17 protein-coding genes and 2 tRNA genes are annotated in these 23,448 nt (G+C 43.0%); 5 read left to right on the top strand and 14 right to left on the bottom strand.

Going from position 1 to position 23,448, the window contains the following annotated elements:
• Window positions 1–49: 49 nt before the first annotated feature.
• A complete protein-coding gene (locus tag QA601_04070) occupies window positions 50–1,630 on the top strand; it encodes a sugar-binding protein (GenBank protein ID MDG5814241.1) in 1,581 nt (526 codons plus the stop codon).
• A gap of 13 nt (window positions 1,631–1,643) precedes the next feature.
• On the opposite strand, the gene QA601_04065 is transcribed toward QA601_04070, so the two are convergent.
• The 6 genes from QA601_04065 to rseP form a co-directional block, all read right to left on the bottom strand.
• Window positions 1,644–2,363: a YkgJ family cysteine cluster protein gene (locus QA601_04065; protein MDG5814240.1), complete on the bottom strand. Its 720-nt coding sequence runs from the start codon at window positions 2,361–2,363 to the stop codon at window positions 1,644–1,646.
• Window positions 2,364–2,370: 7 nt separating this feature from the next.
• The gene (locus QA601_04060) at window positions 2,371–3,939 is read right to left on the bottom strand and encodes a hypothetical protein (protein MDG5814239.1); all 1,569 of its coding nucleotides are present in this window, start codon (window positions 3,937–3,939) and stop codon (window positions 2,371–2,373) included.
• On the bottom strand, window positions 3,881–5,257 hold the full coding sequence (locus QA601_04055) for a sugar transferase (protein ID MDG5814238.1): 1,377 nt from the start codon (window positions 5,255–5,257) through the stop codon (window positions 3,881–3,883). The genes QA601_04060 and QA601_04055 overlap by 59 nt, the downstream gene beginning before the upstream one ends.
• 76 nt (window positions 5,258–5,333) lie before the next feature.
• A complete protein-coding gene (gene coaE / locus QA601_04050) occupies window positions 5,334–5,945 on the bottom strand; it encodes a dephospho-CoA kinase (protein MDG5814237.1) in 612 nt (203 codons plus the stop codon).
• Window positions 5,942–7,234, bottom strand: coding sequence for a SpoIIE family protein phosphatase (locus QA601_04045; protein ID MDG5814236.1), 1,293 nt, complete (start codon window positions 7,232–7,234; stop codon window positions 5,942–5,944). The genes coaE and QA601_04045 overlap by 4 nt, the downstream gene beginning before the upstream one ends.
• Window positions 7,235–7,359: 125 nt before the next feature.
• The gene (gene rseP / locus QA601_04040) at window positions 7,360–8,664 is read right to left on the bottom strand and encodes an RIP metalloprotease RseP (protein ID MDG5814235.1); all 1,305 of its coding nucleotides are present in this window, start codon (window positions 8,662–8,664) and stop codon (window positions 7,360–7,362) included.
• A 162-nt stretch (window positions 8,665–8,826) separates the two neighbouring features.
• Between rseP and QA601_04035 the strand changes: the two genes are divergently transcribed.
• From QA601_04035 to QA601_04025, 3 genes are all read left to right on the top strand, one after another.
• Complete coding sequence (locus tag QA601_04035) at window positions 8,827–9,615, top strand: hypothetical protein (GenBank protein MDG5814234.1); 789 nt, start codon at window positions 8,827–8,829, stop codon at window positions 9,613–9,615.
• A gap of 218 nt (window positions 9,616–9,833) precedes the next feature.
• Entirely contained in the window at window positions 9,834–11,138 is a 1,305-nt protein-coding gene (hisD, locus tag QA601_04030; GenBank protein MDG5814233.1) for a histidinol dehydrogenase, read from the top strand.
• 288 nt (window positions 11,139–11,426) lie between these two features.
• Complete coding sequence (locus tag QA601_04025) at window positions 11,427–12,839, top strand: hypothetical protein (GenBank protein MDG5814232.1); 1,413 nt, start codon at window positions 11,427–11,429, stop codon at window positions 12,837–12,839.
• A gap of 13 nt (window positions 12,840–12,852) precedes the next feature.
• On the opposite strand, the gene QA601_04020 is transcribed toward QA601_04025, so the two are convergent.
• The 8 genes from QA601_04020 to QA601_03985 all read right to left on the bottom strand — a co-directional run bounded on the left by QA601_04020 (window position 12,853) and on the right by QA601_03985 (window position 20,236).
• Window positions 12,853–13,167 (bottom strand): hypothetical protein, encoded by a 315-nt coding sequence (locus tag QA601_04020; protein MDG5814231.1) that lies wholly within the window; start codon window positions 13,165–13,167, stop codon window positions 12,853–12,855.
• 215 nt (window positions 13,168–13,382) lie between these two features.
• Entirely contained in the window at window positions 13,383–14,453 is a 1,071-nt protein-coding gene (locus tag QA601_04015; protein ID MDG5814230.1) for an ABC transporter permease, read from the bottom strand.
• Between the two features lie 20 nt (window positions 14,454–14,473).
• Window positions 14,474–15,454 (bottom strand): ABC transporter permease, encoded by a 981-nt coding sequence (locus QA601_04010; GenBank protein MDG5814229.1) that lies wholly within the window; start codon window positions 15,452–15,454, stop codon window positions 14,474–14,476.
• Window positions 15,455–15,522: 68 nt separating this feature from the next.
• The gene (locus QA601_04005; protein MDG5814228.1) at window positions 15,523–17,298 is read right to left on the bottom strand and encodes an ABC transporter substrate-binding protein; all 1,776 of its coding nucleotides are present in this window, start codon (window positions 17,296–17,298) and stop codon (window positions 15,523–15,525) included.
• 252 nt (window positions 17,299–17,550) lie between these two features.
• Window positions 17,551–17,626 (bottom strand) — tRNA-Phe (locus QA601_04000).
• A 61-nt stretch (window positions 17,627–17,687) separates the two neighbouring features.
• Entirely contained in the window at window positions 17,688–18,101 is a 414-nt protein-coding gene (locus QA601_03995; GenBank protein ID MDG5814227.1) for a hypothetical protein, read from the bottom strand.
• A 45-nt stretch (window positions 18,102–18,146) separates the two neighbouring features.
• Window positions 18,147–19,973 carry a PEGA domain-containing protein gene (locus tag QA601_03990; GenBank protein ID MDG5814226.1) on the bottom strand — a complete coding sequence of 609 codons (1,827 nt, stop codon included), beginning with the start codon at window positions 19,971–19,973 and terminating at the stop codon, window positions 18,147–18,149.
• Between the two features lie 189 nt (window positions 19,974–20,162).
• Window positions 20,163–20,236, bottom strand: a tRNA-Arg gene (locus QA601_03985).
• 329 nt (window positions 20,237–20,565) lie between these two features.
• Between QA601_03985 and QA601_03980 the strand changes: the two genes are divergently transcribed.
• Window positions 20,566–22,992, top strand: coding sequence for a glycoside hydrolase family 31 protein (locus tag QA601_03980; protein MDG5814225.1), 2,427 nt, complete (start codon window positions 20,566–20,568; stop codon window positions 22,990–22,992).
• The last annotated feature ends 456 nt before the right edge of the window (window positions 22,993–23,448 follow it).

Here is a 23,448-nt window from a genome sequence, read left to right as displayed (position 1 = left end):
ACTCACAATATGCTTGCAGCTGTGGTGGTGCCGGTTATACTTTTTAATTATGAAAAAAGAAAAAACCACAATAGCTATGATTATTGGGCTTTCGGTGCTTTTGTGTACCAATGCAGTGTATGCTGAATCTACAATGGCGCTGATCGATCAGGATTCTTTCATTCGTATCTCCACTGATAGCATAGAGGATGAAGGGATCATTATGACTTCGGATAGTGCACGGGTGGTGTCTCCGCCATTACTGAGTATCCTGAGTGGTGATACAATAACTTATGAGCTTGAAGTGTTTAGTCAGGTGGATTCGGTTATGCTTTTGGTTCACCACTCGATGAACGTCACTGATACACTTGCAGTATTAGCTGAGGGACCCTACAGAGCAGAGTGGGTTCCCGGGCCTGATTTTCCAAACCATGATCAGCTTAACCTTCGCTTTGGCTATATTCTTTTTCATCCCGACAGTACAGAAATCCATTCACCACCCTTAGCGCACCGATGGATCTACAGGGGAGAAGAAGTGCGACGTTCTTCCTCAAGATACATAAGTATCGAAACACTGGAGCCCGATTCTTTTACCATTGATGGTCATTTTGATGAGTGGGGATCAGCCAGAGTTGAAGCTATAGAAGATAAGGCGCATTTTAAAATGCTATGGAGTTCTTCAAGGCTCTTTTTTGCTATCTCTGTAAGAGATTCATCGATCACCCCCGGGGATTATGTGGAGTTGCATATAGATTTGCATGAAAGCGCCACTCCTTTTGCAGGGATTAACCATCGCAGTATACGCTTTGGGCCAAATACCAGAAGCAATACTGTAGCCCCCTCAATTGATGATTACCGGTTTGTTGTGGATGACAGTATTGGGGTGCGGATTTCCCGTGAGATGAAATGGCGACCACAGATAAATGACACCGGCTACACAATAGAAGCAAAGATCCCTTTTACTGTACTATCAGATCTTGAGTTCCCGCCCCGAAGATTTGGCTTCGATGTTACCATAATGGATTTGGATGAAGGGGAGCAGGTACCCTCCTTTTACTCCTGGTCCGGTTCGATTCCCACAAACAGATATAGTCCCCAGGGGTGGGGGAGAGTCGTTCTCAGACAGGCCATGTTTCCTCTGAAGCTATTTATGGTGATTCTTTTGATCATAATCTCTATAATTATTATAATCGTTGTTGCGAACATGATTCATCAAAAGAAAAAAGAGGATGATTATGAGAAAATGGAAGAAGAAGGATTTTCCGAGACTACTGAGAATATACTTACGATTATGGACAGATCATTATCTGATCCTCACTTTTGTATAGAAAGCCTTGCTAAGGAAACTTCCTTAACCACTCAGCAGATCACTGAAAATTTAGAAAAGGAGCTGGGAAATACCTTCGAACATATGCTCTCTTTTAGAAGAATTACCCTTTCCAAATCTTTAATGCGCCAACCGGATGCGGATCTAAAGCAGATCGCAAAAGAATGTGGCTATGAAAACTATGAAGCCTTTTCTTGCGATTTTTCCAAAATCATGAAAAGATCCCCTGATGTTTACTTCAAAGCTGTACTGGAACAACTTGAGGAAGAGCGCCAAGAGGAGGAAGAGGACAAATCCACTGAAGAGAGTTCAACAGAAAAATAAATTACTCAGAATGTCACAGGTGTTTTAAAAGTAAAGATCGTAAACTTGTGTCATCTTCAAATCGTTGAAACTTAAAGTGCAAAGAATCGATGATTTCGTTTGCTTCCTCCTCAAGGTCGAGAATATAGGTAGGAATATCTGAATCATTTATATGCCCTGGTTTGCATCGCCCGGGATCAGAAAAGCTCATATACACTCTGCAGGTAAGCGGGCGAACGGGATAGATACTGCATAAACCATCTTTTTCAAGCAGGGGGCAGGGGCGTTTTAGCTGGTAAAAAGATGAAAGCAGCAGGAATGTAGGGTCAAACTCATCACCAAGGTTTTCCTCCGCGATTTTGTCCGAAACTAGACTGTCCAGATTCTGTATACATTCGATATCGCTGACACACTGTTCTTTAATTTGTTCGATTTTGTGGGGAATTGTGTTACGTATATACTGAGCAATGATCTGAGCTTCAAAAGAGTTAACGTCCTCAACCCAGTGATAACAACACCATTGGCACCCTTTATAACAGGTTTTGTTGTCTGAATGATTTTCAACTACAAGCTTTTGATATAAATCAAAAAGCTTAAGGATGTGATCGAAGCTGTCTTTAAAGTTTTGTTCAAGACAGCTTCGGTTATCTTGCTTCACAAGAAATTTAAGCTGGGATAGTATCTCTTTAGATACCTCTTTGGCTGTGTTTGGAACAGCCAAAGGTGGTTTTTGGAACTCGAAAGCATCAATCATAACAAAATTAATCAGGTAAAGACAGTGTCCAGTTGCCGTAATGAAAACTCAACTCGAAGTGGAGCAGAGGATCGTATACGTAGCTGCTGTTTCTTTTATTGTTTTTGTTTTGAATCCATCTGTTGGAAAATTTCAGGCGTCCGTTTGCAAGGTTTCTGAAAAAGCCGCTGATTTCAGTAGAAAGTTCAATGGTCCTTTGTACATGGTCGCCGGAAGGAAAACTTTTATCGGTGTAATTAAAAGGCAACCCCCGTAGATCCTCATCCATATGGGAATCCATCCACTGGCTTAAAATGTTCCTTTCCCCTTTTCGTTCGTAGGCTGTTTCAATGGATGCAGTCCACAGGTTTTCTCCTATTACAGCGAACTTAAGTGAAGTGCGGTCAAAGTCATTTTCTGGTAGCCCAAGGCTTCTGCCCAGATAGGAATACCGTTCTCCACGAAGGGTATTACGGTCATCCACTGTATAGAGCCACTGAGATGATTTTTTGTACTGGGCTTTAATGAGATTAGAGAGATTTAAAGGGAGGAGATTTCTGAAATAGAGAGCCGATGAAATACCCCAGTGATTGGGCTCGTTGTTCTGTTCTCTGCCTGTATCCTCGGCATTGTCGATCTGGAAATCATCGATTGCTACTTGTCCTCTCCATTCTATTTTGTCTGTGAAGGCTCGTATTGCCCAGTGAAAACCAACCATAAGATTAACTTCACTCTCTCTGTTTAGATTTATTACAGAATAGACAGACACAGGGTTAACATAAGACAAGTCTGGGATTCCGGATTCTCTTCCGAAGATGACGCTTTCGAAAAAGCCAAAGGTAATCCAGTCGGCTAACATGAAATTGAGAGCGTGAGCGGCAAAATAGCGATTCATTGTATCGCCACGTTGGTCACCAAGCTGAGTGTCCCATTCAGACCTTTTCAGCGGAAAAGCAGCAAAGAGTTTTCTGAATTCAAAGAAGGAGGCAAAGAGTTGCCACTCAAGTGCATCATAGGTATAGGGATGAGAAGAGAGGAGCATGCTTTTTTCTGCAAAGGGGCCCCAGTTACGGTTCATACGACCCAGCCGTAAAAAGCCGTGATTGTAATTGTACTGCATGTACGCTTCCTCAATGCGTCCCTGGGCATTGCGTCCTCTGTGAGCAGGGAAGTATTGATCTTCCAGATATCTGCTGTCTACATCCAGGGCCTGTCGGAAAAAAAGCCTTCTGAATCTGATATCATTTACAAATTTAGCGTTGTAGAAAGAGTTATCATCATGATCTTCCTTGAACAGAAATCCACCGGTGAGGGCAGGCTCCACACGCCAGTAGCTGGTTAAATCATCGGTGATTTCGTGTTCCGAAATCATCGAAATTAGCTCGCTATAGGAATGGTGTTTCCAGAACATGCCACTGGGAGAAGTTTCAACCCAGCCCATATCGGCCGATAATTGAAACAGAGGGAGTCGCCAGTTTTCAATGGGAACAGCGAAACAGTGCAGAGATGTAAAAAGGATAAAGAATAAGGAGAGGGACTTAGTAGGCGTGATCGGTCTTAAACAGTACAGGTATGGTTTTAAGTATGATTTTAACATCAAGCCATATACTCCAGTTGTCTATGTATTTAAGGTCCAGTTTAACGATCTTATTAAAATCGGTAATTTTATTTCTTCCGCTAACCTGCCACAAACCGGTTAACCCGGGTTTTATGCTTATTCTTCTGTGGTGCCAATTACAATACATCTGTACTTCTTCGGGAGTTGGGGGCCTGGTGCCAACAAGGGACATTTCCCCTTTTAATACATTAATAAACTGTGGTAACTCATCCAGACTGAATTTTCGCATTAAAAAGCCGAAACGGGTAACTCTTGGGTCGTTTTTTAGTTTAAAAATGGCACCCTCACACTCATTGCAAGATTTGAGGGTGTCTTTTTTCTCTTCGGCGTTGGCAATCATAGACCGGTACTTATAAACTACAATACGCTTACCCCTCTTGCCAACACGAATTTGGCGAAAAAAAACAGGGCCCCTGGAGGTGAGCTTTATGGTGACAGCAAAAAAGGGAAAGGTAATCAGGAAAAAAAACATACCGACACATGATCCGGCGATATCAAAGAGGCGTTTGAATAACAACTGATCAGGATCAAATTGGAAGGAGTGTGAAATAAGGGTGGAATGCTCCAGAAAACTTTGGTATTCCCATTGAGATGAGGGAGAGTCACCAGGCAGATTAAGAAAAATTCTTGCCGGTCTACCCATCTCATCACAAATGTTTAAATACGGCTCCAGAGAAAAACCATCTTTGTGGAAATCTTTGGGGATACAGAAAAGAATTTCCTCAATGTATTTGTTTTTAAGGATGCTTTCAAAATGCCGGGGAGGGGTGGTTACATAAAGTCGTTCAACGACTTTCATCCCCCACTCTGGATGCGTGGTAATATCATGGTAAATCTGTGCAGCCTTTTTCCCATGGCCAAAGAAAACAACAGGAGAAACATTTCTGTTACTACGTCTAATATACGTGATAGCGATCTTCAAAACAGTTTTTTGAAAGGAGATAAGAATAAAGGAAAATGAAACAAAAGTAATGTACAGATAGCGGCTGTTTCTGTTTTCGGGCACAAGGTAAAGAACTGCTGCACCAAGAATTCCGGATGAAAGAAAGATTACCGAAAGTTTGCTGTAAAGGCTCTGTATCCAGTTGAAATCAAGTATAGAAAAAAGAGAACGGGTCCAGGCAAAGTAGAGGTAAAAGAAACAGAACCCTGCTGACATGATCCAATAGCTGTTAAAGGGAAGAAGGTTTCTGTTCAAACCGGTAAAGTTGTAGCTTAGATAGAATGCAGCAAAAATAAAAATGCAGTCGATCCCTGCAATCAGTTGTTTTATGAATGAAGAATGCTGCTTGATCACTTGCTAATAACCCAAAAGAAAATGTACTATAAACACAAATTACAACCGGATTAAAAAAAGGGTACTAAATAAGTATTCATTTGTTGTACCTAACTTTATCTGATTTAATTACGCTACGATAAAACTCATCTAACCTTTTTTTAAGGTAGCCAAAATAACTATTGTTTTCAATTACAGTCCACAGCTCATCGGATGTTGGGGAAAAAAGAGATTCCTGAATAGTAAGCCGATTAATGATCATGCCTTCGGGTAAGGTAGGAATTTTCTTTTTAAGACGTTCTAATCTAACATCTTTTGAAGCACTAATCCAAACACATTGATCAAACCAACGTTCAGCATTCCACAAAGGAATTAGTGCTGCATCAAGTATTACATTTTTACACTTTGATTGCTCAATACGCTCTTTGAGATGAGCAATTAGCTGGGGATGAACAATGCTGTTTAATGCCCTAAGCTCGCTTACAGATCTAAAAACCTGGTCAGATAAAGTTTTAAAATCGATAGTGTTATTGATAACACAAGCCGGTCCGAAGCTAGCTTTAATTTTCCTTTTAATGGAATCATTACTGTTCATGATTACTTTTGCTTCAACGTCACCGTCTATCAGCTCGCAGTCAATTGTGTCGCAAAGGTATGAAGCGGCACTGGTTTTTCCTGATCCGCTATATCCGGCAATCCCTATTTTCACTCTTCATCCTTATCTGTATGTAAGAATTTTGTGATGGTCACTCTGTTTGCACTACTATTGAAACGTAGATCATCGCAGTAGTGACGCGCAATATATATCCCCCGTCCGCAGTCCTTTAATATGTTTTCGGGCAAAGTTGGGTCGGGAACAGAGTCAGGGTCAAAACCCTTTCCTTCATCGAGAATAGAGATATCGATTCTGTGCTTTTCTACAGTGTAGCCTATCACCACTTTTTTGGAGAAATCCCTTTTATTGCCATGCATAATGGCGTTTACAATCAACTCTGAGAGGGATATTTTCATTTTTCTTATAGAGCTGTCACTAAAGCCGGTGTTATCCATTGCTGTAAGCACTGTAGAAACGGACTGATCCATATCTTCAAAATATCTGATAAAGTGTATATGAACATGATCTGCAGGAGCAAAGCCTAATTGTTTTTTCAGGAAAATTTTTGCAGAATCAGGCTGCAGTTTAATGGCAACAGCGGATATATCATCACACAGGGGCCTCTTTGTAGCCTTAGCACTACTCTTTAGGTGATTTATCAGTGCTCGCGGCGAACCTTTTTTTGCGAAATGACAAATGTTTTCCTGAAGTTTTTTTCGTCCATGGTTTGGTGTAGTACTATAGATGCCATACAGCCCGTCTGTGAATAGAAAAATCAAGTCATTTTGTTCAAGAACTATGCTTTGATCTTCAAAATAACTTTCCTGAAAAAGGGCAACCGGGGTACTTTGGGTTGTAAGCTCTACCAGTTCACCCGACTCACTTTTGTAGACAACGGGATGAGCATGTCCGGCGTTTGAAAAGGTTAGGGTGTGATTGTCAAGGTTAAGATATCCCAAAAAAGCAGTAAGATAGTCTTTGGTATTTAAGCTCGCTGTGAGTTCTTCATTAACCCTTTTTAAAACTATTCCTGGGGGAGTGTTAGCACGAAGATACTTTGAAAACAAAACTCTGCTTAATGATGATAAGAGGGTAGAGGCGATCCCTTTACCTGTTACATCGAAGATAAGAAATGCAAAGAGTTTCTCTGAAAGCTTTATAACATCATAAGCATCTCCTCGCTGAGGAGCTGCGGGTAAATAGAATGAGCAGATATCCAACTCTTGCACGGCAGGGAAAAACGAGGGGATTAATGCTGCCTGAACAGCCCTGGACATGGACATGTCTGCCTGGTGATTTTCAGTCATTGTCTCTTCAACAGTATCTTCAGAGGAATTCTTCTGGATAAAGAGATCCTGTTTATTGTTGTTAAGAGCTGAAAAACGATCTTTTCTTTTTTGCATGAAAAAAAGTAACTTAGAAAATTAAGTGCTTGTGTTTTAGATAATTATAATTCTTTTCCAAAAGAATGTCCACATAAAGAAAAGCTGGCATCTTTTTGATCCGTAACGGAAAAAAGCTGCTGAATTCAGGAGAAGATTCGTCTGAAATCTACAAAAATCAGCAGTAAGAAGAGCCCAAGAAAGAAAAGAACAGCAATTTTATTGATTTGTTCCTGAGTTTTTGGAGAAAGGGGTTTTCCCCGTATTGCTTCCAGGCCAATAAAGAGTAATACACCCCCGTCAGTGATCACAAGGGGTAAAAGATTAATAATTGCCAGATTAATACCAATGACAGCCATGAAAACCATAATCGATGAGACATCTTGCCTGGCTGCCTGCCCTGAAAGTTGCACTATGCCAACAGGTCCCGCCATCTCATCCACCGACGCTCCGCCCGTTACCAGTAAGCCAACAGCTCTGAAAATGAGTGTGGTGAATTCGTAGCTTCTTTCAAAAGCCATGGGAATGGAAGGCAGTACTCCATAGCTAATGTGCCGGGTTTGAGGAGGAGCAGCCTGAGCACCCAGTACAAATCTCTGATAAGAACTATCATACACCGGTGAAAGGTGTTTAGTTAAGTAGGTTTCGTTTCGCTTTAACACAATGGATATGGAATCCTGCTTTTCACCAAGTTCGTTCACAATGAAAACCATTTGCTGAAATGATATGATAGTATCGTTCTCTATATGAATAATTGTGTCAAAGGGAGTAAGCCCTGCTTGCTCAGCGGGAGATTCAGGCCGGATTTCCCCTAGTACGGGAGGAAATACCGGTTCGATTCCGGCAGTGGGGTTATTGTCTTCAAACTGAGGTTGGAATCTGATCTCTTTTTCCAGGAGGTGATTTCTAATGACGGTAAAAATGTACTGTTCATGGCGTTTGAGCAGATGTGTCTGAATATCTTCCCAGGATTCAATAGTTTGATTATCTATAGCGATGATACTATCACCTGCTCGAAACCCTGCTTGCTGGGCCGGGGACTGGGGCCTAACAGCACCAATAGTAGGGTCATCGATAAAAAGTGGACGCTCGATACCATGAATATAGGCGACCCAGAGCAAAAAGATGGCAAACAGAAAATTAGCCGCCGGTCCTGCAATGGCAACAATTGCCCGCTGCCACAGGGGCTTTGAGTTGTATTCATCTGAAGCTCCGCTGCTCTCTTCGGGGCTACTTCCCTTCATACGCACATAGCCACCAAAAGGAATAACACTGATTCGGTATTCTGTGTCACCCTTTTTCCTTTTAAGCAGAGCAGAGCCAAAGCCCAGGGAGAAGGTAAGAACTGTTATTTTACAGGCCTTTGCTGCAATGAAATGCCCTGATTCATGAACAAAAACTAAAATCCCAAGAACGATAAGTCCTACTATTATGGTAAATATCACTTCCATAGCTCATTCACTTTTAATCATTTAAGTTAGTGGTTTAAACTTTAGTATGAATAGAGAGCATTTTTTGTGCCATTTAGATACAATAAACATATAGTGCCAGGTGGCACTGCGATTGCCACTAATAGTACCAGGAAACTTTAGCAGCTTTGAGGTTTTATGAGCATGAAAGATGATTCCCAACCACCTCTTGTTTTCACGATCGGCTATAAAGGCTGGGGTACACGGTCCAAGGAATTTTTAAACGTACTGGAGAAGAGCGAAAAACAGCGGGGGTTTGGCTTTCCGTTTTTTGCCGATATACGGATTCACCGTAGTGCCAGAGCAAGGGGATTTTCGGGTACACAATTTGAAAAGCTTACCGGATCAGGGAGATATTTTCGATTTAAGAAACTGGGTAATGTAAATGCAAAGACCGGAAGTGGCTATCCGGTCAAAGTAGAGGACCCGTCAGCCATAGGGGAACTGCTTGATTTAATCAACAATAATTGGATAAATGGCTGCAGAACAGTTGTTTTCGATGGGTGCCCCTGGCCAATCCATCCCCAGGCGGGTGTATGTCATCGCTACGTTATTGGTTCGCTGCTGCTTCATGAAGCCAAGCAGCGGGCTCAGAACCTTGCGGTAGTAGAGTGGCCGGGTGGAGAGCCGCAAGAGACTGTTATTAGGGTAAATAAGCAAGAGTTTTATTCTATAAAAAAGGGGCGTAAATCAGTACCGGCAGGAAACAACTATCACCATGATTTGGTCACTCTCCCCTGGGCATCACCGGTAAGGATCAACTTCGGTACCAGTGAACTACTACGCTTTTGTGGTCCGCCACAGCTCTCTTCACGAAAAAACTGGCTTTTACCAATTCTTGAAACGGGGGATACTACCTCGAGTCTCGAGGTAGTAAAAAGAAAAGCTGCGGAGATTAGAGCGGCTTTGGGGCTTGAACCAAGATCCGTTTAGATCGTTAGCACAGAGGGCCTGAAACAAACAGAGAGTTTAATGGACTCGAAAGGTAAAACTTTGCTGCTAAAAAATGTACAGAGCACAGTAGTGACACTGGCAGAGAATAAAACGATGCATTTCCCGACCGAATAGTTGTCTCTTATCTTGCCAGAGAAAGGGATTGAAAAGTATCTTATGAAGCCTATATACAGTATATATACCCTGGAGGATTAGAGATGGCTAAGAGAAACGAGATTCCAATTGTTGAGATAAACAGTGATGCTGGCAAACGGTTTATGCACCTCATTGAATCTGCCCGAAAAAAGCGGGATAAAGAGGTAAACGGTGCTGTTTCTGCGGTGCTTGAAGCGGTTCAGAAAAGAGGGGATGAGGCCCTGTTTGAATTCACTGAGAAGTTTGACCGTCGAAAACTCGATGCTTCAACCGTACGCTTACAACAAGAGGAGATTGCGGAAAGTGCACAGTCTGCTTCACCAAAACTTAAAGAGGCGATCAGGGAAGCGGCAAAAAGAATAGAACAGTACCATAAAGAACAGGGTGGTAAAGGCTTCACCATTACAACTGATGAAAGCACACTTAGCCAGGTAATAAAGCCTCTTAAAAGGGTAGGGCTCTATGTTCCCGGCGGTTATACCGTGTATCCTTCTACAGTATTGATGAATGTGATTCCGGCCACAATAGCAGGGGTGCAGGAAGTTGTTGCTGTTACTCCTCCAAGAGATACCCTTGACCCTGGGATCGCCTATGCTCTTCACTACCTTGAAGTGAACGAAGTGTACAGAATCGGTGGGGCTCAGGCTATTGCTGCTCTTGCGTATGGTACAGAGTCGATACGTGCGGTAGATAAGATTGTAGGGCCGGGCAATAGTTATGTAACCGAAGCAAAAAGAATGGTGTATGGCAGTGTCGATATCGATTCGGTGGCTGGTCCAAGTGAGGTGGTGGTTATTGCAGACCAAAGCGCTGATCCCACATTTGTGGCGCTCGACTTACTTGCACAGGCAGAGCACGGCTCAGGGGATGAAACCGCTATTTGTATCACCGAAAGCAAAACCGTTGCAGAGAATGTGGCCAGGGCTACACTGGAAGAGATCGGCCGCTCTCCGGCAAAAGAAACACTTGAGAAATTACCCGCACACGCTATAACTATCTTTTTAACCTCTTCAAGAACCGAAACGATTGAGCTTTCAGATAGCATCGCACCAGAACATCTTCAGATAATCACCGAAAATGCCCATGAAGATTTAAAACAGATAAATAATGCATCAGCAATTTTTCTGGGTCCACACACTCCCGTAGCAATGGGAGATTACATGGCAGGCACTAATCATGTGCTACCAACCGGTGGTGCTGCCAGATATGCATCTCCTCTTGGTGTTGATAGTTTCCAAAAAAGGATTTCTGTTGCAGAGATGACACCTGAAGGATTAAAGCACGTTGCACCATTTCTGTCTGTATTTGCCAGATCAGAAGCCTTTGTTCACCATGCTTTAAGTGTTGAGAGACGCGTGGGTATGTAAAATCCTCACCTTCATAACTGTTTGACTATCAATGAGTTGAAGGTTCGTTGAGTCTTTTATGGACCGGGCTTTTTATAACTAACTCTAGCATAAAAAGCTGGTTGTATTATCAATAATTTCAATCTGATAATTACTTGAATAATGTGAGAACGTGCTGTTTAAAAAGAAAGTCTATGGCATTAAGGGCAACGATTTTTTCCAAAAAATAGAACAAAAAAGGATAAAAAATTTGATCTGTTCTTTGCTTTCTGTATTTTTCAGGTGAAAAATTAAACTTGAAAGTAGAACATGGTACAATCATCCTTTTACAGATCATTTTCTAAAGCACGCTCAGCAGTGGTGGGAGTGGTGTTGCTTGTCGTTCAGTTCTCTTCATTGAAGGCAGCAAACGTTGAACTCACTGAGCCCGCACAGGTTCCCGATAAAACGCTTCTTAAGCAGTCTGACATCGAAGAGCATCTAAGCTACGACAGCACTGATATAACTACAGAGCATCTGGATATCACAAATTACGATGTACAACCTGAATTGGCGAAAAAGGGTGATGTTCAAAAGCAGGAGCAGTCACTCTACCCAGGGGTTTCGGTTGAACAGAACAGGCTTGCCGAAAAAATGGTCCATCTGATCTACTCTTTTGACTGGGATGGTGCAGAGCAGATCGCTCTGGTGATGCGAGAGTTGGAAAAAGAGGAGCATCTTTCCCCACTTAGTTATTTGCTTCTTGTGTCCATGAAAATTTTCCAGATTCAAAACAATGAGTATCCTGATGAACAGGCAAGACTAGAGCTTCTGAAGGAGGTAGATGAGCTTGCGCCTGAAGGGCTCAGGCTTTCGGATGTGAGCAGCTCACCCGATTCACTTCTTGCTATAAACCTTTTAATACATGGTGGGATCAAAGGGTTCAGAGCCACACTGAAGATGGAGAGAAGTTTAATCCAGGCAGCACGGGATGGTTTTGGGGCGCTGCGCCTTCTTGAGCAATTGGTTGAGACAGAACCTTCAATTAAAGACGGCTATTTAGGGCTGGGACTGTTTTACAGCTCTCTTTCAAAAGCACCCGGCATCGTCAGGGCTGCCTTAAGCATAGGTGGTCGAAGAATATCCCTTTCAAAAGGCTTGGATTATCTGCGAAAAGCGGCTTACGGAGGGCAGTATACCAATAGTGTCGCAATGCTGTATTTGATACAGTTTCTGGACCCCTATTACGGTCACACCTCTGCAGAAAAATGCAGCCTCTTTGCCACTCTTCAATCAAGGTACCCCCATAATTCCTACTATGTGTTTCTACAACTTGATGAATACTTGTGTTTTCACCGCCAAAAACTGTCAGATTTTACCCTTTCAGAGCATTATAAGGACAAGATTAGGAACTTTAAAGAGTTTAATCACAGTACAAAGAAATATTCAACACTGGTAAAATATCAGTACAGACTTATTAACCCTTATCCACCACAGGATTTGGAACCGAATCTTAAGTTCGATTTAAGAGAGTTTGAATTCTACCCGGTGTTTCTTCAGGCAGTGAGAGAGAAAATATTACTATCTAATCAGAGTGAAGCAGATTCTGATTACAGCAGCAGAAGAGAATTTATCAGGAAAAAGGGAGAAAAAGCACAGGAGCTTCTGGAGAACTCCATAATGGGCCCGGGGAGAAGGGGGTTTTATGCCTGGCATATCAGAGATGCTTTGAATCTGCGATAAACCAGGCATGTGGTCATTTATAGATAAAGACGGTGTCTGCCTCTTGTGTATGGTCGATTTCTATGGTGAAGTGGTAGTATCTGTTGAAAACTCTTAGCTCTCCTCTGTATTCACCTTCACCTACTCCTCTGAGAAAAACATTCCCCCGATAATTAGTATAGGCATAAAAAACAATTCCATCATCGTTATCAAACAGGGTTATCTCGCAGTTGGGAACCGGCTTATAGGTAATACCATCATCTATCATAACCCACAGGCGGGTTGCAGAAACAGACAAAGAGAACAGTAAAATCAAACCCACGGTTAAAACCGATGTTTTCCTAAGCATATATACACCTCTTTCAGTATGTTCAAAACATGAGAGGCCGGGTGTATAAGTTATTCACTACAAATACTGTACCTCATGTAGTACAAGCCACTTAGATGCTATTTAGACCACGGAATCAATTGAGATATATAAGTGTAGAGTACCTCAGAGTTGACGAATAAAGGATAGTGCTTCAGTTTGGCAGGATTAAGTATCGTTATTAGGCTTGATTATGACTATCTGTTAGGGTCCAGTGCATCTCTGAGGCCATCACCGAGAAAGTTAAAGGCCATAACGGATATGAAGATAAACAATCCGGGCAACAGAATCCAGGGATGGTATTGTATGTCAGAGATGTTCATCGCGGCACTGAGAAGGTTTCCCCAGCTTGCATGAGGGTCCTGAATACCAAGTCCTATGAGGCTTAAAGCAGATTCGCCCAGAATATAGGCGGGTATAGTGAGTGTAAGGGAAACAATCGCATAGGAGAACGTCTGTGGCAGAATATGAATGAAAATAATTCTCAGGTGAGAGGCACCGAGAGCTTTCGCTGCGGTTACATAGTCTCTTTTACCGATAGACAGCGCCATACCTCGTATCACTCTTGCAAAACCAGCCCATCCTACAAACCCCATAATGATCACCACCAGAAAATAGATTTGAACGGAAGACATTTCTATGGGAAAGGCACTTCTTAAAGCAAGCATTAAGAAAAAAGAGGGTACGAGCATGAAACATTCGGCAAAGCGCATAAGAAAGGAATCTACTTTGCCACCAAAGTAGCCCGATATTCCACCGATAAGAAACCCAAGAATAGATGTGATAGCGACACCAAAGAAGCCAACCGTGAGGGAGACTCGTGAGCCGTAAATGATTCTGGAAAACAGGTCCCTTCCAACCGGATCAGCCCCCATCAGATAGAATCGGACATTCTCCGGGTTACCTTCGACCCCAAAGAGGCGCCGTGAGATGGGAATGATACCCCAGAGTTTTACGGGTTCGCCTTTTGGGAAAAAGGTTAACCGGTGGGGTTGGGTTTGGTCTTCTACGTACACTCTTTCATAGTAGCGGTTAAAGGTGTATTGGTAGGGATATACTACCGGTGGGAAGGTAAAGCTGCCTTCATGAAAAAAATGAATTTTGTTTGGTGGTTGAAAGGAACGCTCTCTGTCTGAATCATCATAGTGATAGGGAGCTACAAATTCTGCAAAAATCATTACAGAGTATAAAAGGGCCAATACTACAAGGCCCGGTACTGCCAGCGGGTGGCGTAGAAATTTATGCAGCACTCTGTGGTCAAATTTCATAAAAATATACTCTCCTGGTGCTACCTTCTAACCCTTGGGTCAGCAACGAGAAGCAGAATATCTGCAATCATGTTTCCAATTATTAACATAACTCCTCCAATCATCATACTGCCCATAACCAGGAAAACATCCTGTGCCCGAACAGCAGCCAGCATAAGACTCCCAAGGCCGGGCCAATTGACTATGATCTCAATAAGCGCAGCTCCGCTCAGCAGTGAAGAGAACTGGTAGCCAAAGAGAGTGATTAGAGGGTTAACTGCATTTCTTAGTGCGTGTCGGTACACAACTCTATGTTCAGAAAGCCCCTTTGCCCGTGCTGTAACAACATATTGTTTTCTGAGTTCTTCGAGCATATTACCACGACTTATTCTTTGAAGACCTGCCAATGCACCGAAAGTAAGAACTGTCACAGGTATTATCATATGAGCAGCCCTGTCTATAAGCTTTCCCACAAAACTTAGATTTTCATACCCCGAAGAAACCATGCCACCAATAGGGATGGCTGAAAGAAAAGGCATATCACGTCCAAGATAAACCAGATACATTACTAAAAGTGCCAGAAAAAAACCGGGTAGTGACATCCCAAAATAGGAGATAAAAGACAGAATCCTGTCTCCTATGGAGTACTGTTTTACTGCGGCGTATATCCCAAGTGGTATAGCGATAAGCCAGGTAAAAAGTATGGAGAAAAAGGATAGTAAGAGAGTGTTAAAGAGTCGCTCTGAGATGACACTGGTAACATTTGCATGTCTTGAAAAAGAGTAGCCGAAGTCGAGCTGGACAGCTCTCCGTAACCAATGTCCGTACTGTATAATGATTGGCTTATCGAAGTGAAATCGTTCCTCGATCTCTCTTACGGTTTCATCGCTGATTCTGGGGTCGAAGCGATAGTTGGCAAGTATATCTCCAGGTGCAAGGTCAATAAACAAAAAAGTAATAAAAGACATCAGCAGCAGCTGGGGAACAGAGATCATCACCCGTCTAAACAATTCATCGATCATAACTGTTATTATGACTCCCTGACGACCGTTACACGTTCTAAGTTTCTACGCTGCAAAAATAGGCTGCCTTATTTAACGTAAATGTATTCAAGGTTATGAAGAATCCCACCATTGGTTGATGGATTTATATTGCCAAAGCGATTCTGAAGGCAAAGGATTCTTTCGGGTAAAACGGTGTATATGAACGGCTGTTTTCTGGCAGCAATTCTCTGCCACTCATCATAGAGTACTTTTCGCTCATCAGGATCAAGGATCTGCACAGCTTCGTTGTATATTGAATCGATCCGTGCTTCCCAATCGGTTGAAGGCTTGCTCTGGCGGGGATACCACATATGAAGAGTGCCGCTGGAGTGCCAGACATTTCTACCGAAATGGGGCTCATCACCACCGGTAAGGCCAAGAAGAATAGCATCCCAGTTATAGGGGGGATTATTTGTTCTTTGAATAAGGCTGTTAAATTCAACCTGCTGGAAATGGACTCTCATTCCCAGATCCTGAAGGTCCCTTCTGATAATTTCAGCGATTCTGATTCGATCGGTGTTGCCACTGTTGGTAACAAAGGTAAACTCAACAGGATTACCGTCCTTATCCTGAAGAATCCCATCACCGTTTTGGTCACTGAATCCTTCAGATTCCAAAATTTGGAGTGCTTTTTCCCGGTTAAAAGGATATTTGTCTACATCAGGATTAAAGAAAAATCCTTCTGATGGTGTCATGGGAGACCACTGGGGATACCCAAGGCCATTCATTACGATTCGAATCATACTCTCCCGGTCCAGGGCATAAGAGACGGCTCTGCGAAAGTTGGGATTTCTAAACCACTGAAGCTTGGATTCATCAACGTAAGTGTTGCCCTGGCTATCGGTATCGAGGTTTTGATTGAACACAAGGAAGTTACTTCCTCTTGCCGGACCGAGCCGGTACACGGTGTAATTGCCGTCCTCTTCATTTCGCTTCAGGCCGGGATAGTCTTCTCCCCGCGCGGTAAGATAGTCTATTTCACCTCTTTTGAACCGTACCAGCTGAACATTTTGGTCCGAAACAATTTGATAAACAACTCTGTCCAGGTAGGGAAGCTGATTGCCTTCACTGTCTGTTTTCCAGTAGTGAGGGTTTCTGCGGAAAATAACTCTTTGGCCTGAAGTATATGACTCAAGTTTAAACCGGCCACTTACTACTATATCTGATGCTGAAGTTTGAATTCCTAAAGCAGTAGAAAACTCATTGGCTTCCACAGTTTGGGCAAGTTTGTGTTTTGGAAGGATTTCCTGGGACATCGTTCGTAAAAATGGTGCAAAAACAAAGGGTAGTCTGCATTCAACACGAACGCTATCGAGTGCTTCTACCTCTATTCTTTCCCCTTCAATGATGAAGATATCACGGGCACTGTTAGGGTTGATGTCGTTGTTAAAAACAAGTTCATTGAAGGTAAACTCTACATCATAGGCACTAATTGGGGTACCGTCAGACCACTGGATACCGGGGCGCATGTAAAAAGTGTATGTCCGACCATCTTCACTGACTTCCCACCTCTCTGCGAGAGCTGGCTCAGGTTGTAGGGTTACTGCGTTTAATGAAACAAGTCCCTCAAACATAAGAGCGGTAAACTCAGAAGTGCTGGTCTCAGTTGATGTAATAGGGTTAAAAGATTTGGGATCAGAAAAGGTGGAAAGAACAATCTCTCCTCCATCGGTACCGATTTCAGGAACAAATGCCTCTGCTTTATTTTGCAAACTGAGAAAATCTATCTGTTGGGCCTCAAACATTCCATCACTATCTTGCTGAGGAGCACACCCGCTCATGACGGTGAGTATCGCTCCACAAATAATTGCCACACTTTTCATCCATCTACCCCCATGTTTTGGCTACAAATACCCGCAATCCCGACTAAGAGAACCAGAGTACGTTTTTGGTAAGTCATTGATTGTCCCGCATTTCGTTCGGCATTGTACTCTTGTGCAAGGAAAAAAAGATATTAATCTAATATATACCCATGACTGCCTGAGACACAAGAGATTGAAAAGTATACTGGGAACTATTTATGGAAAGCAGCAGAAAATAAAAAAAAAGGCCCACAAAATGTGAGCCCTGATTTATGGTGCCGCCTCGCAGAATCGAACTGCGGACACAGGGATTTTCAGTCCCTTGCTCTACCGACTGAGCTAAAGCGGCACACAAACTTTCAAATAACTATCACAAGAAGAATCAAATATAATTTAACTTCTGCTTAAGATCAAGCACCTTTTATTCTTTTTATGTGGTTGGGATCAATTTTAAATGGATCCTGTTTACTAAACCAGTCATCAAAATTTACTACATTAACAAAATGGTCAAGAGAATCTTCTGGTTGTTTGCTCAGTATACCAACCTGGATCATATTATAAACGATGTTACCAAAATCTTCTGTGGATTTGATCCCCCACTCTCGTAACACACTCTGTGCAACAGGGCCATACTGATTATGAGCAAAACCTAATAGTGCAAATGAAAACTCTGTGCCCGATACATGGCGCTTTTCGCCAAGACTCGTCAGGTAAAAGTCCAGGCCGTTTAAAACAAACTGATAAGCACCAAGTTTGTAACGAATGTCGACGCCATTCTCAAGAATGCCTTCCCTGACTTTTTTTATGATTTCTCCTGCTGCCAAATATTCCTCAACTACTAGTTTACGGGTAAAAGATTTAATAAATTATTACTGAAGCATCACGTTTTCGGGACGATTGCTTCCAGCGTTGACCGTAATTTCCTTTTCGATTTCAAGATTATCTTTCACAAACCTGAGATTGTGCGTACCAACGGGAAGATTGAGCATATCGATGTTAGTTCTGCCAATACGCTCACCACCAAGGAAAACATCAGCAACGGCAGGTTGAGACGTGATGAAGATCTGAGCCATCGGTTCTGATGAACGGCGAGGCCTTACGGGCTGTGTTTCAATTTCTGGTTCCGGCTCCGGTTCAGGTTCTGGCTGTGGAGCTGCAGCTTGCTGCGGTTCGGGTTCGGGTTCCGGTTGCGGGGCTGCTGCTCTTCGTGGCTCAGGCTGCGGCTCAGGCTCGGGCTGCGGAGCTGCTCTACGCGGTTCCGGTTCAGGCTCCGGCTGTGGTTGTGGGGCTGCTGCTCTTCGTGGTTCAGGCTGCGGCTCAGGCTCGGGCTGCGGAGTTGCTGCTCTTTGTGGCTCCGGCTGTGGCTGGGGTTCCGGCTGTGGCTGCGGAGCAGCTGCTCTACGTGGAGCAGGAGCAGATGCCGGCTGAGCTTTAGCTCTTCTTTGTGCTGGTGGCTGCGAAGGCTGTGATTCCTGGGTCTCCTGCACTTCATCATCGCCCTCCTCCTCTTCTGGAACAGCTGCGACTTCCTCTGAAGGGTCGATTTGAGGTGCAGAAGGAGTTTCTTCGCTTATAGCTCTGCCACTTAAAAATTCAGGTTCAATATACAAAACATACCCGAAATATCCGCCGGTAGCAATGGAAGCTATTAAAAAGAACAGGAAGATATAGGCCAGCACCGAAGATTTGGACTTTGTTTTAAAGAACTCATCATCCGGAAGTTTATCGTCATCATCAATGTCGAAGTCAAAAATTTGCTTTTTACGTTTCTTCTTCTTTTTTTCTTCAAAAGGATCTTCTAAAGAATCGAAATTTGAACTATCAATCTCGGAGGTATCAATTGCAACAGTTTCCGCAGTAACTGCTGGTGCTTCAGCAAACAGGGCTGTTTCACACTCTCTGTAGTCTTCCTGCGATTTATCTCCCTGAGGAGTTGGAAACTGGTTACTTTGGGAGGATTTATGGTTTTGTGGTTCTGCTTCTTGCTGTGCAGGAGGCGTTGGTTGTGAACTCTTTTGATAGTCTTCATTTAACGGTTTTAAATCAAAATCTAATTCAGAGCTGTCCTGGCTTTGATAGCCGCCCTGGAAAGAACTTCTCTGCTGTGGGGGCTGAGAAGAGTTGTAATTGTTGAAATCCTGGCTTTGTGGTGGCTGCTGATTTTGAGGGGGCCAGGACGATTGTGGCTGCGATGGGCCAAATTCTTCCCATGTATTTTGTAACGGTACAGAGTCGCTCTGATTTGGTGACTCTGAAGCAGTGTCTTTTTTATTGTACAAAAACGGATCATCATCCTGAAATGAGGTGTTGTAGGGGTCGTGAGAAACAGGTTGATCCGGAATCGTTTGTTGAGAATCGCTACTGAAAAATGAATCGATCTCTGAGCGCATACTGTCCGATTCAAATGGATCGGAGGGTATATTTTGCGTAGTGGCTGATGGTGGAGGTGGTGGAGGGGCCTGTGGAGGCTGAGCAGGTGCGGTTAGCTCCTGTGATCTTTGCATCAGTTCTTCTTCAGCGGAAAAAATAGTAATAATGTTGTTAATCCCTGCCCTGCTTAAAATAGAAAGCACAGGAGCCTGAGGGGAAAGCACTGCAAGCGTACCGTTAGCACTTTGAATCTGTTTGTTTAGATTCACAAGAACATTCATTGCGTCTGAATAGATATAATCCAGAGCAGAGAGGTCTACGGCCACGTTTTTTGCTCCCGAGGCGATCATAGAACTGACAGTACTGTTTAGAAGGCCTGAATCAAAGGCCTCATCGGGATCAAGAACAGGCTCGATTACACTGAAAATGCCGAGTGTTTTAGAACGGAAGTTAATAATAACCTCCCTTTTGAATGTTTAGTTGCCAAACTTTTTCGCTTAAACAGAATGAAGAAGTACGCCAGGCAGGATTCGAACCTGCGACCTTCGGCTCCGGAGGCCGACGCTCTATCCAACTGAGCCACTGGCGCGTTTTTCTATTCCAGAAAGGAAATATATAAAGAGGCAGTATTGAGCTTCAAGCCTCATAAAAATCTATCGAGAGTTGAGTAGCCGGAAAAATACTTCTAATAAACGCTTTTAAAAGAAAATAGATCTGGTTTTGGGAACGGGCAATTTAAAATTTCACCCAAATACTTTAACACAAAAAAAAATCCGGCTTAGAAAATGTTTTCCCTCTCACCAGTCGGAAAAAAACGACATTACAAAGTTTTCTGTTGGAAACACATCTTGAAACTAAGTATCATGGTAAAGAGTGTATTGGTTCTATGTATTTGAAATCAGGCAGAATAAGGACTATATGGAAGAGACAAGTTTTCAGAACACCCAGGCTTCAGGAAGTCCCCTAAACATCCCATCTCACTTTTTGGTTCAAAAAGAGCCTATGGTGGTTCAGGAGTCGATAGTTCAGTGTAAATATGCCCGCTTCACCGTCCTGTCACCTCGCTGTATACGTATTGAGTTTGATAAGCAGGGGTTATTTGAAAACCGCGCATCACAGATATTCTGGTATCGTAAGCAGCCGGTTCCTTACTTTTCTTACACCAAAGAGGCAGAAACACACCAAATAATCACTGATCACCTTCATTTAACTTACAAAGAAACGACTGAAGGATTTAGCCAAGAAACGCTTCAGATAGTCCTTAGTAAGGATAAGAAAACCTGGTGTTTTGGACAACAAGACCCGGAAAATCTCCGAGGAACCGTTCGCACACTGGATCGCTGTGATGGGTGGGTACAACTTTCTGATGGGCTCCTTTCGCGCAGTGGCTGGAGCGTGATTGATGATTCCCAAAGCCTGATTTTTAATGAACTGGGGTGGCTCGAACAAAGAAAATGTTCACCAGGGTATAAAGATCTGTACTTTTTTGGCTACGGAGATGATCACAAGGAGTGCATAAAAGATTTTTTCAGCTTGAGTGGTAAGCCACCACTGCCACCAAGGTGGGTCTTTGGCAATTGGTGGAGCAGGTACTGGGAGTACACCCAGGAGGAGCTTACTGAGCTTGTTGCAGATTTTATAAAATATCGAATCCCACTGTCTGTTTGTGTGATCGATATGGACTGGCATGTGGTTAAAAATCAACATCATAGCGGATGGACAGGATACACCTGGAACAGGGACCTGTTCCCCTCTCCTCAAAAGCTTTTAACTCTCATGAAACAAAAAGGGATCCGTACTGCTCTAAACCTTCACCCCGCAGACGGTGTGGCCCCTCACGAAAAGGCCTATACTAAAGTGGCCCGGGCAATGGATATGGATCCTGAAACTCAAAAAAACATTCCTTTTGATGTATCAGATCCTCAATTTATGGAAGCATATTTTAAACACCTTCACCACCCGCATGAAGAAGCCGGGGTAGACTTTTGGTGGATAGACTGGCAGCAAGGGCAGGAGAGTAAACTTGAAGGACTCGATCCCCTCTTTATGCTCAATCATCTTCATTTTTATGATCTTAGCCGTAAGGGAAAACGTCCTCTTGTTTTTTCCCGTTGGTGCGGGCCGGGTGGGCAGCGTTATCCCATTGGGTTTTCGGGAGATACGTATGTAACATGGGACTCTCTTTCTTTTCAGCCTTATTTCACTGCTACAGCGGCAAACGTTGGTTTTGGTTATTGGAGCAATGATGTGGGTGGTCACTATCACGGCAGAGAGGATCGGGAGCTCTTTATACGATGGGTACAATTTGGAGTGTTTAGCCCAATCTTTAGAATTCATTGCGCAAAGAGCGAATTTCAGGACAGAAGACCATGGGCCCACGATAGTGAAACGTTGGATATTTTGCGCATTTATATGAACTTACGCCATCAATTGATTCCCTATATCTATTCATCGTGTCACCTGGGAAACAGTAGTGGAGAATCGCTTGTCAGGCCGATGTATCATGATTATTCAACTATGGAAGAGGCCTATGAGTGTAAAGGTCAGTATATGTTTGGTTCTCAGCTGATGGTCTCTCCATTTGTGACCCCGGTTGAAAAAACTACACTGCTTTCAAAGCAAATCGTGTGGTTTCCACCTGGTGGGTGGTATGAGTTTTCAACGGGCGAATATATTGCTAACTCAGGGTATACCAAGGTGTTTGGTAGTTTAAGAAATACGCCGGTTTATGCCCGAACCGGAGCAATTGTGCCTCTTGCCGCAAAACCATATCATAACGATACAAAAAATCCTCAACAGCTTGAAATTAATATTTTTACAGGTAAAAACAATCGCTATACTCTCTATGAAGATGACGGTATCAGTTGCAAGCATAAAGAGGGGCACTACTGTTTAACGTCTTTTGAGCAGAAATGGGAACAGAATGAGGTTCAATTTACCATTGAAGCTTCAAAAGGTGACCTGACGGTTATTCCCGAGAAAAGAAGCTATGTACTTCATTTTTATGGAGTAACAGACAATGTACATGTGAATCGCGGGAATCAGAAATACCGGGTTCAGTATGATGAAACAAAAGAGGTACTCTCGGTTTCACTATTCGATATCGACCCACAAAGTACTGTAAACATAGCACTTACAGCAATAAATGGAGTGATCTCCAAAAAGAGAGAGAGGAAACGGGAAAAGTTAATCTCACTGCTAAAGGCGTTTAGTCTTTCCACAGATATTAAGGAGAAGGTAGCTATTTATATTTATGAAAATAAGGAACTTAGGTTTAAAAAAGAGGTGTTGAAGCTATTAACTGCTGCCCAAAGGGATGTATTTGAAGAAATTGTGGGGAGATAAAAGAAGCAAAGTCAGTAATTTATTTAAAAAGATTAAGTATAAAGATGAGTTGAGGATGACTTGTGAAGAGAGGTGGTGGCCACGTTAAACGGGTAGGAAAAGAGGGAGAGAAGGAGGTCACGAAAAGCACGAAAGGGCACGAAAGTAGGAAAAGAAGGAGAGATGGGGGCACGAAAAGTACGAGGGCACGAAAGTAGGGAAAGAAGACAGATAGGGAGAAAATCCCGTAATTTAACTACTCCATAGCTACAGTCTTCTCCAGATCGAGATGGGTTTGCATCAGCACACTATCGATACTTGATGTACTTGTGGAGGTTCAATTCTGAAACGGCTGTTCTAAAAAATAGCGTATAGGGAGTACTGGACTTCGCCAGTCCCAGATTTTCGCTGCGATATTGGTCATAGTATCTTCTCTCCAGCTCTCTTAAAGCCGACCTTAATAAACACCTTAGACAC

Source organism: Chitinispirillales bacterium ANBcel5, from assembly GCA_029688955.1.
GTDB lineage: Bacteria > Fibrobacterota > Chitinivibrionia > Chitinivibrionales > Chitinispirillaceae > Cellulosispirillum > Cellulosispirillum alkaliphilum.
This window is presented reverse-complemented; position numbering and strand designations above follow the sequence as displayed.

Excerpts from the sequence above, each read along its gene's own strand:
- QA601_04025 (MDG5814232.1), top strand. The coding sequence starts at position 11,427 with ATGGTACAATCATCCTTTTACAGATCATTTTCTAAAGCACGCTCAGCA.
- QA601_04045 (MDG5814236.1), bottom strand. The coding sequence starts at position 7,234 with ATGCAAAAAAGAAAAGATCGTTTTTCAGCTCTTAACAACAATAAACAG.
- QA601_04015 (MDG5814230.1), bottom strand. The coding sequence starts at position 14,453 with ATGAAATTTGACCACAGAGTGCTGCATAAATTTCTACGCCACCCGCTG.
- QA601_04005 (MDG5814228.1), bottom strand. The coding sequence starts at position 17,298 with ATGAAAAGTGTGGCAATTATTTGTGGAGCGATACTCACCGTCATGAGC.
- QA601_04010 (MDG5814229.1), bottom strand. The coding sequence starts at position 15,454 with ATGATCGATGAATTGTTTAGACGGGTGATGATCTCTGTTCCCCAGCTG.
- QA601_04060 (MDG5814239.1), bottom strand. The coding sequence starts at position 3,939 with ATGTTAAAATCATACTTAAAACCATACCTGTACTGTTTAAGACCGATC.
- QA601_04065 (MDG5814240.1), bottom strand. The coding sequence starts at position 2,363 with ATGATTGATGCTTTCGAGTTCCAAAAACCACCTTTGGCTGTTCCAAAC.
- QA601_04020 (MDG5814231.1), bottom strand. The coding sequence starts at position 13,167 with ATGCTTAGGAAAACATCGGTTTTAACCGTGGGTTTGATTTTACTGTTC.
- QA601_04070 (MDG5814241.1), top strand. The coding sequence starts at position 50 with ATGAAAAAAGAAAAAACCACAATAGCTATGATTATTGGGCTTTCGGTG.
- rseP (MDG5814235.1), bottom strand. The coding sequence starts at position 8,664 with ATGGAAGTGATATTTACCATAATAGTAGGACTTATCGTTCTTGGGATT.
- QA601_04035 (MDG5814234.1), top strand. The coding sequence starts at position 8,827 with ATGAAAGATGATTCCCAACCACCTCTTGTTTTCACGATCGGCTATAAA.
- hisD (MDG5814233.1), top strand. The coding sequence starts at position 9,834 with ATGGCTAAGAGAAACGAGATTCCAATTGTTGAGATAAACAGTGATGCT.
- QA601_03980 (MDG5814225.1), top strand. The coding sequence starts at position 20,566 with ATGGAAGAGACAAGTTTTCAGAACACCCAGGCTTCAGGAAGTCCCCTA.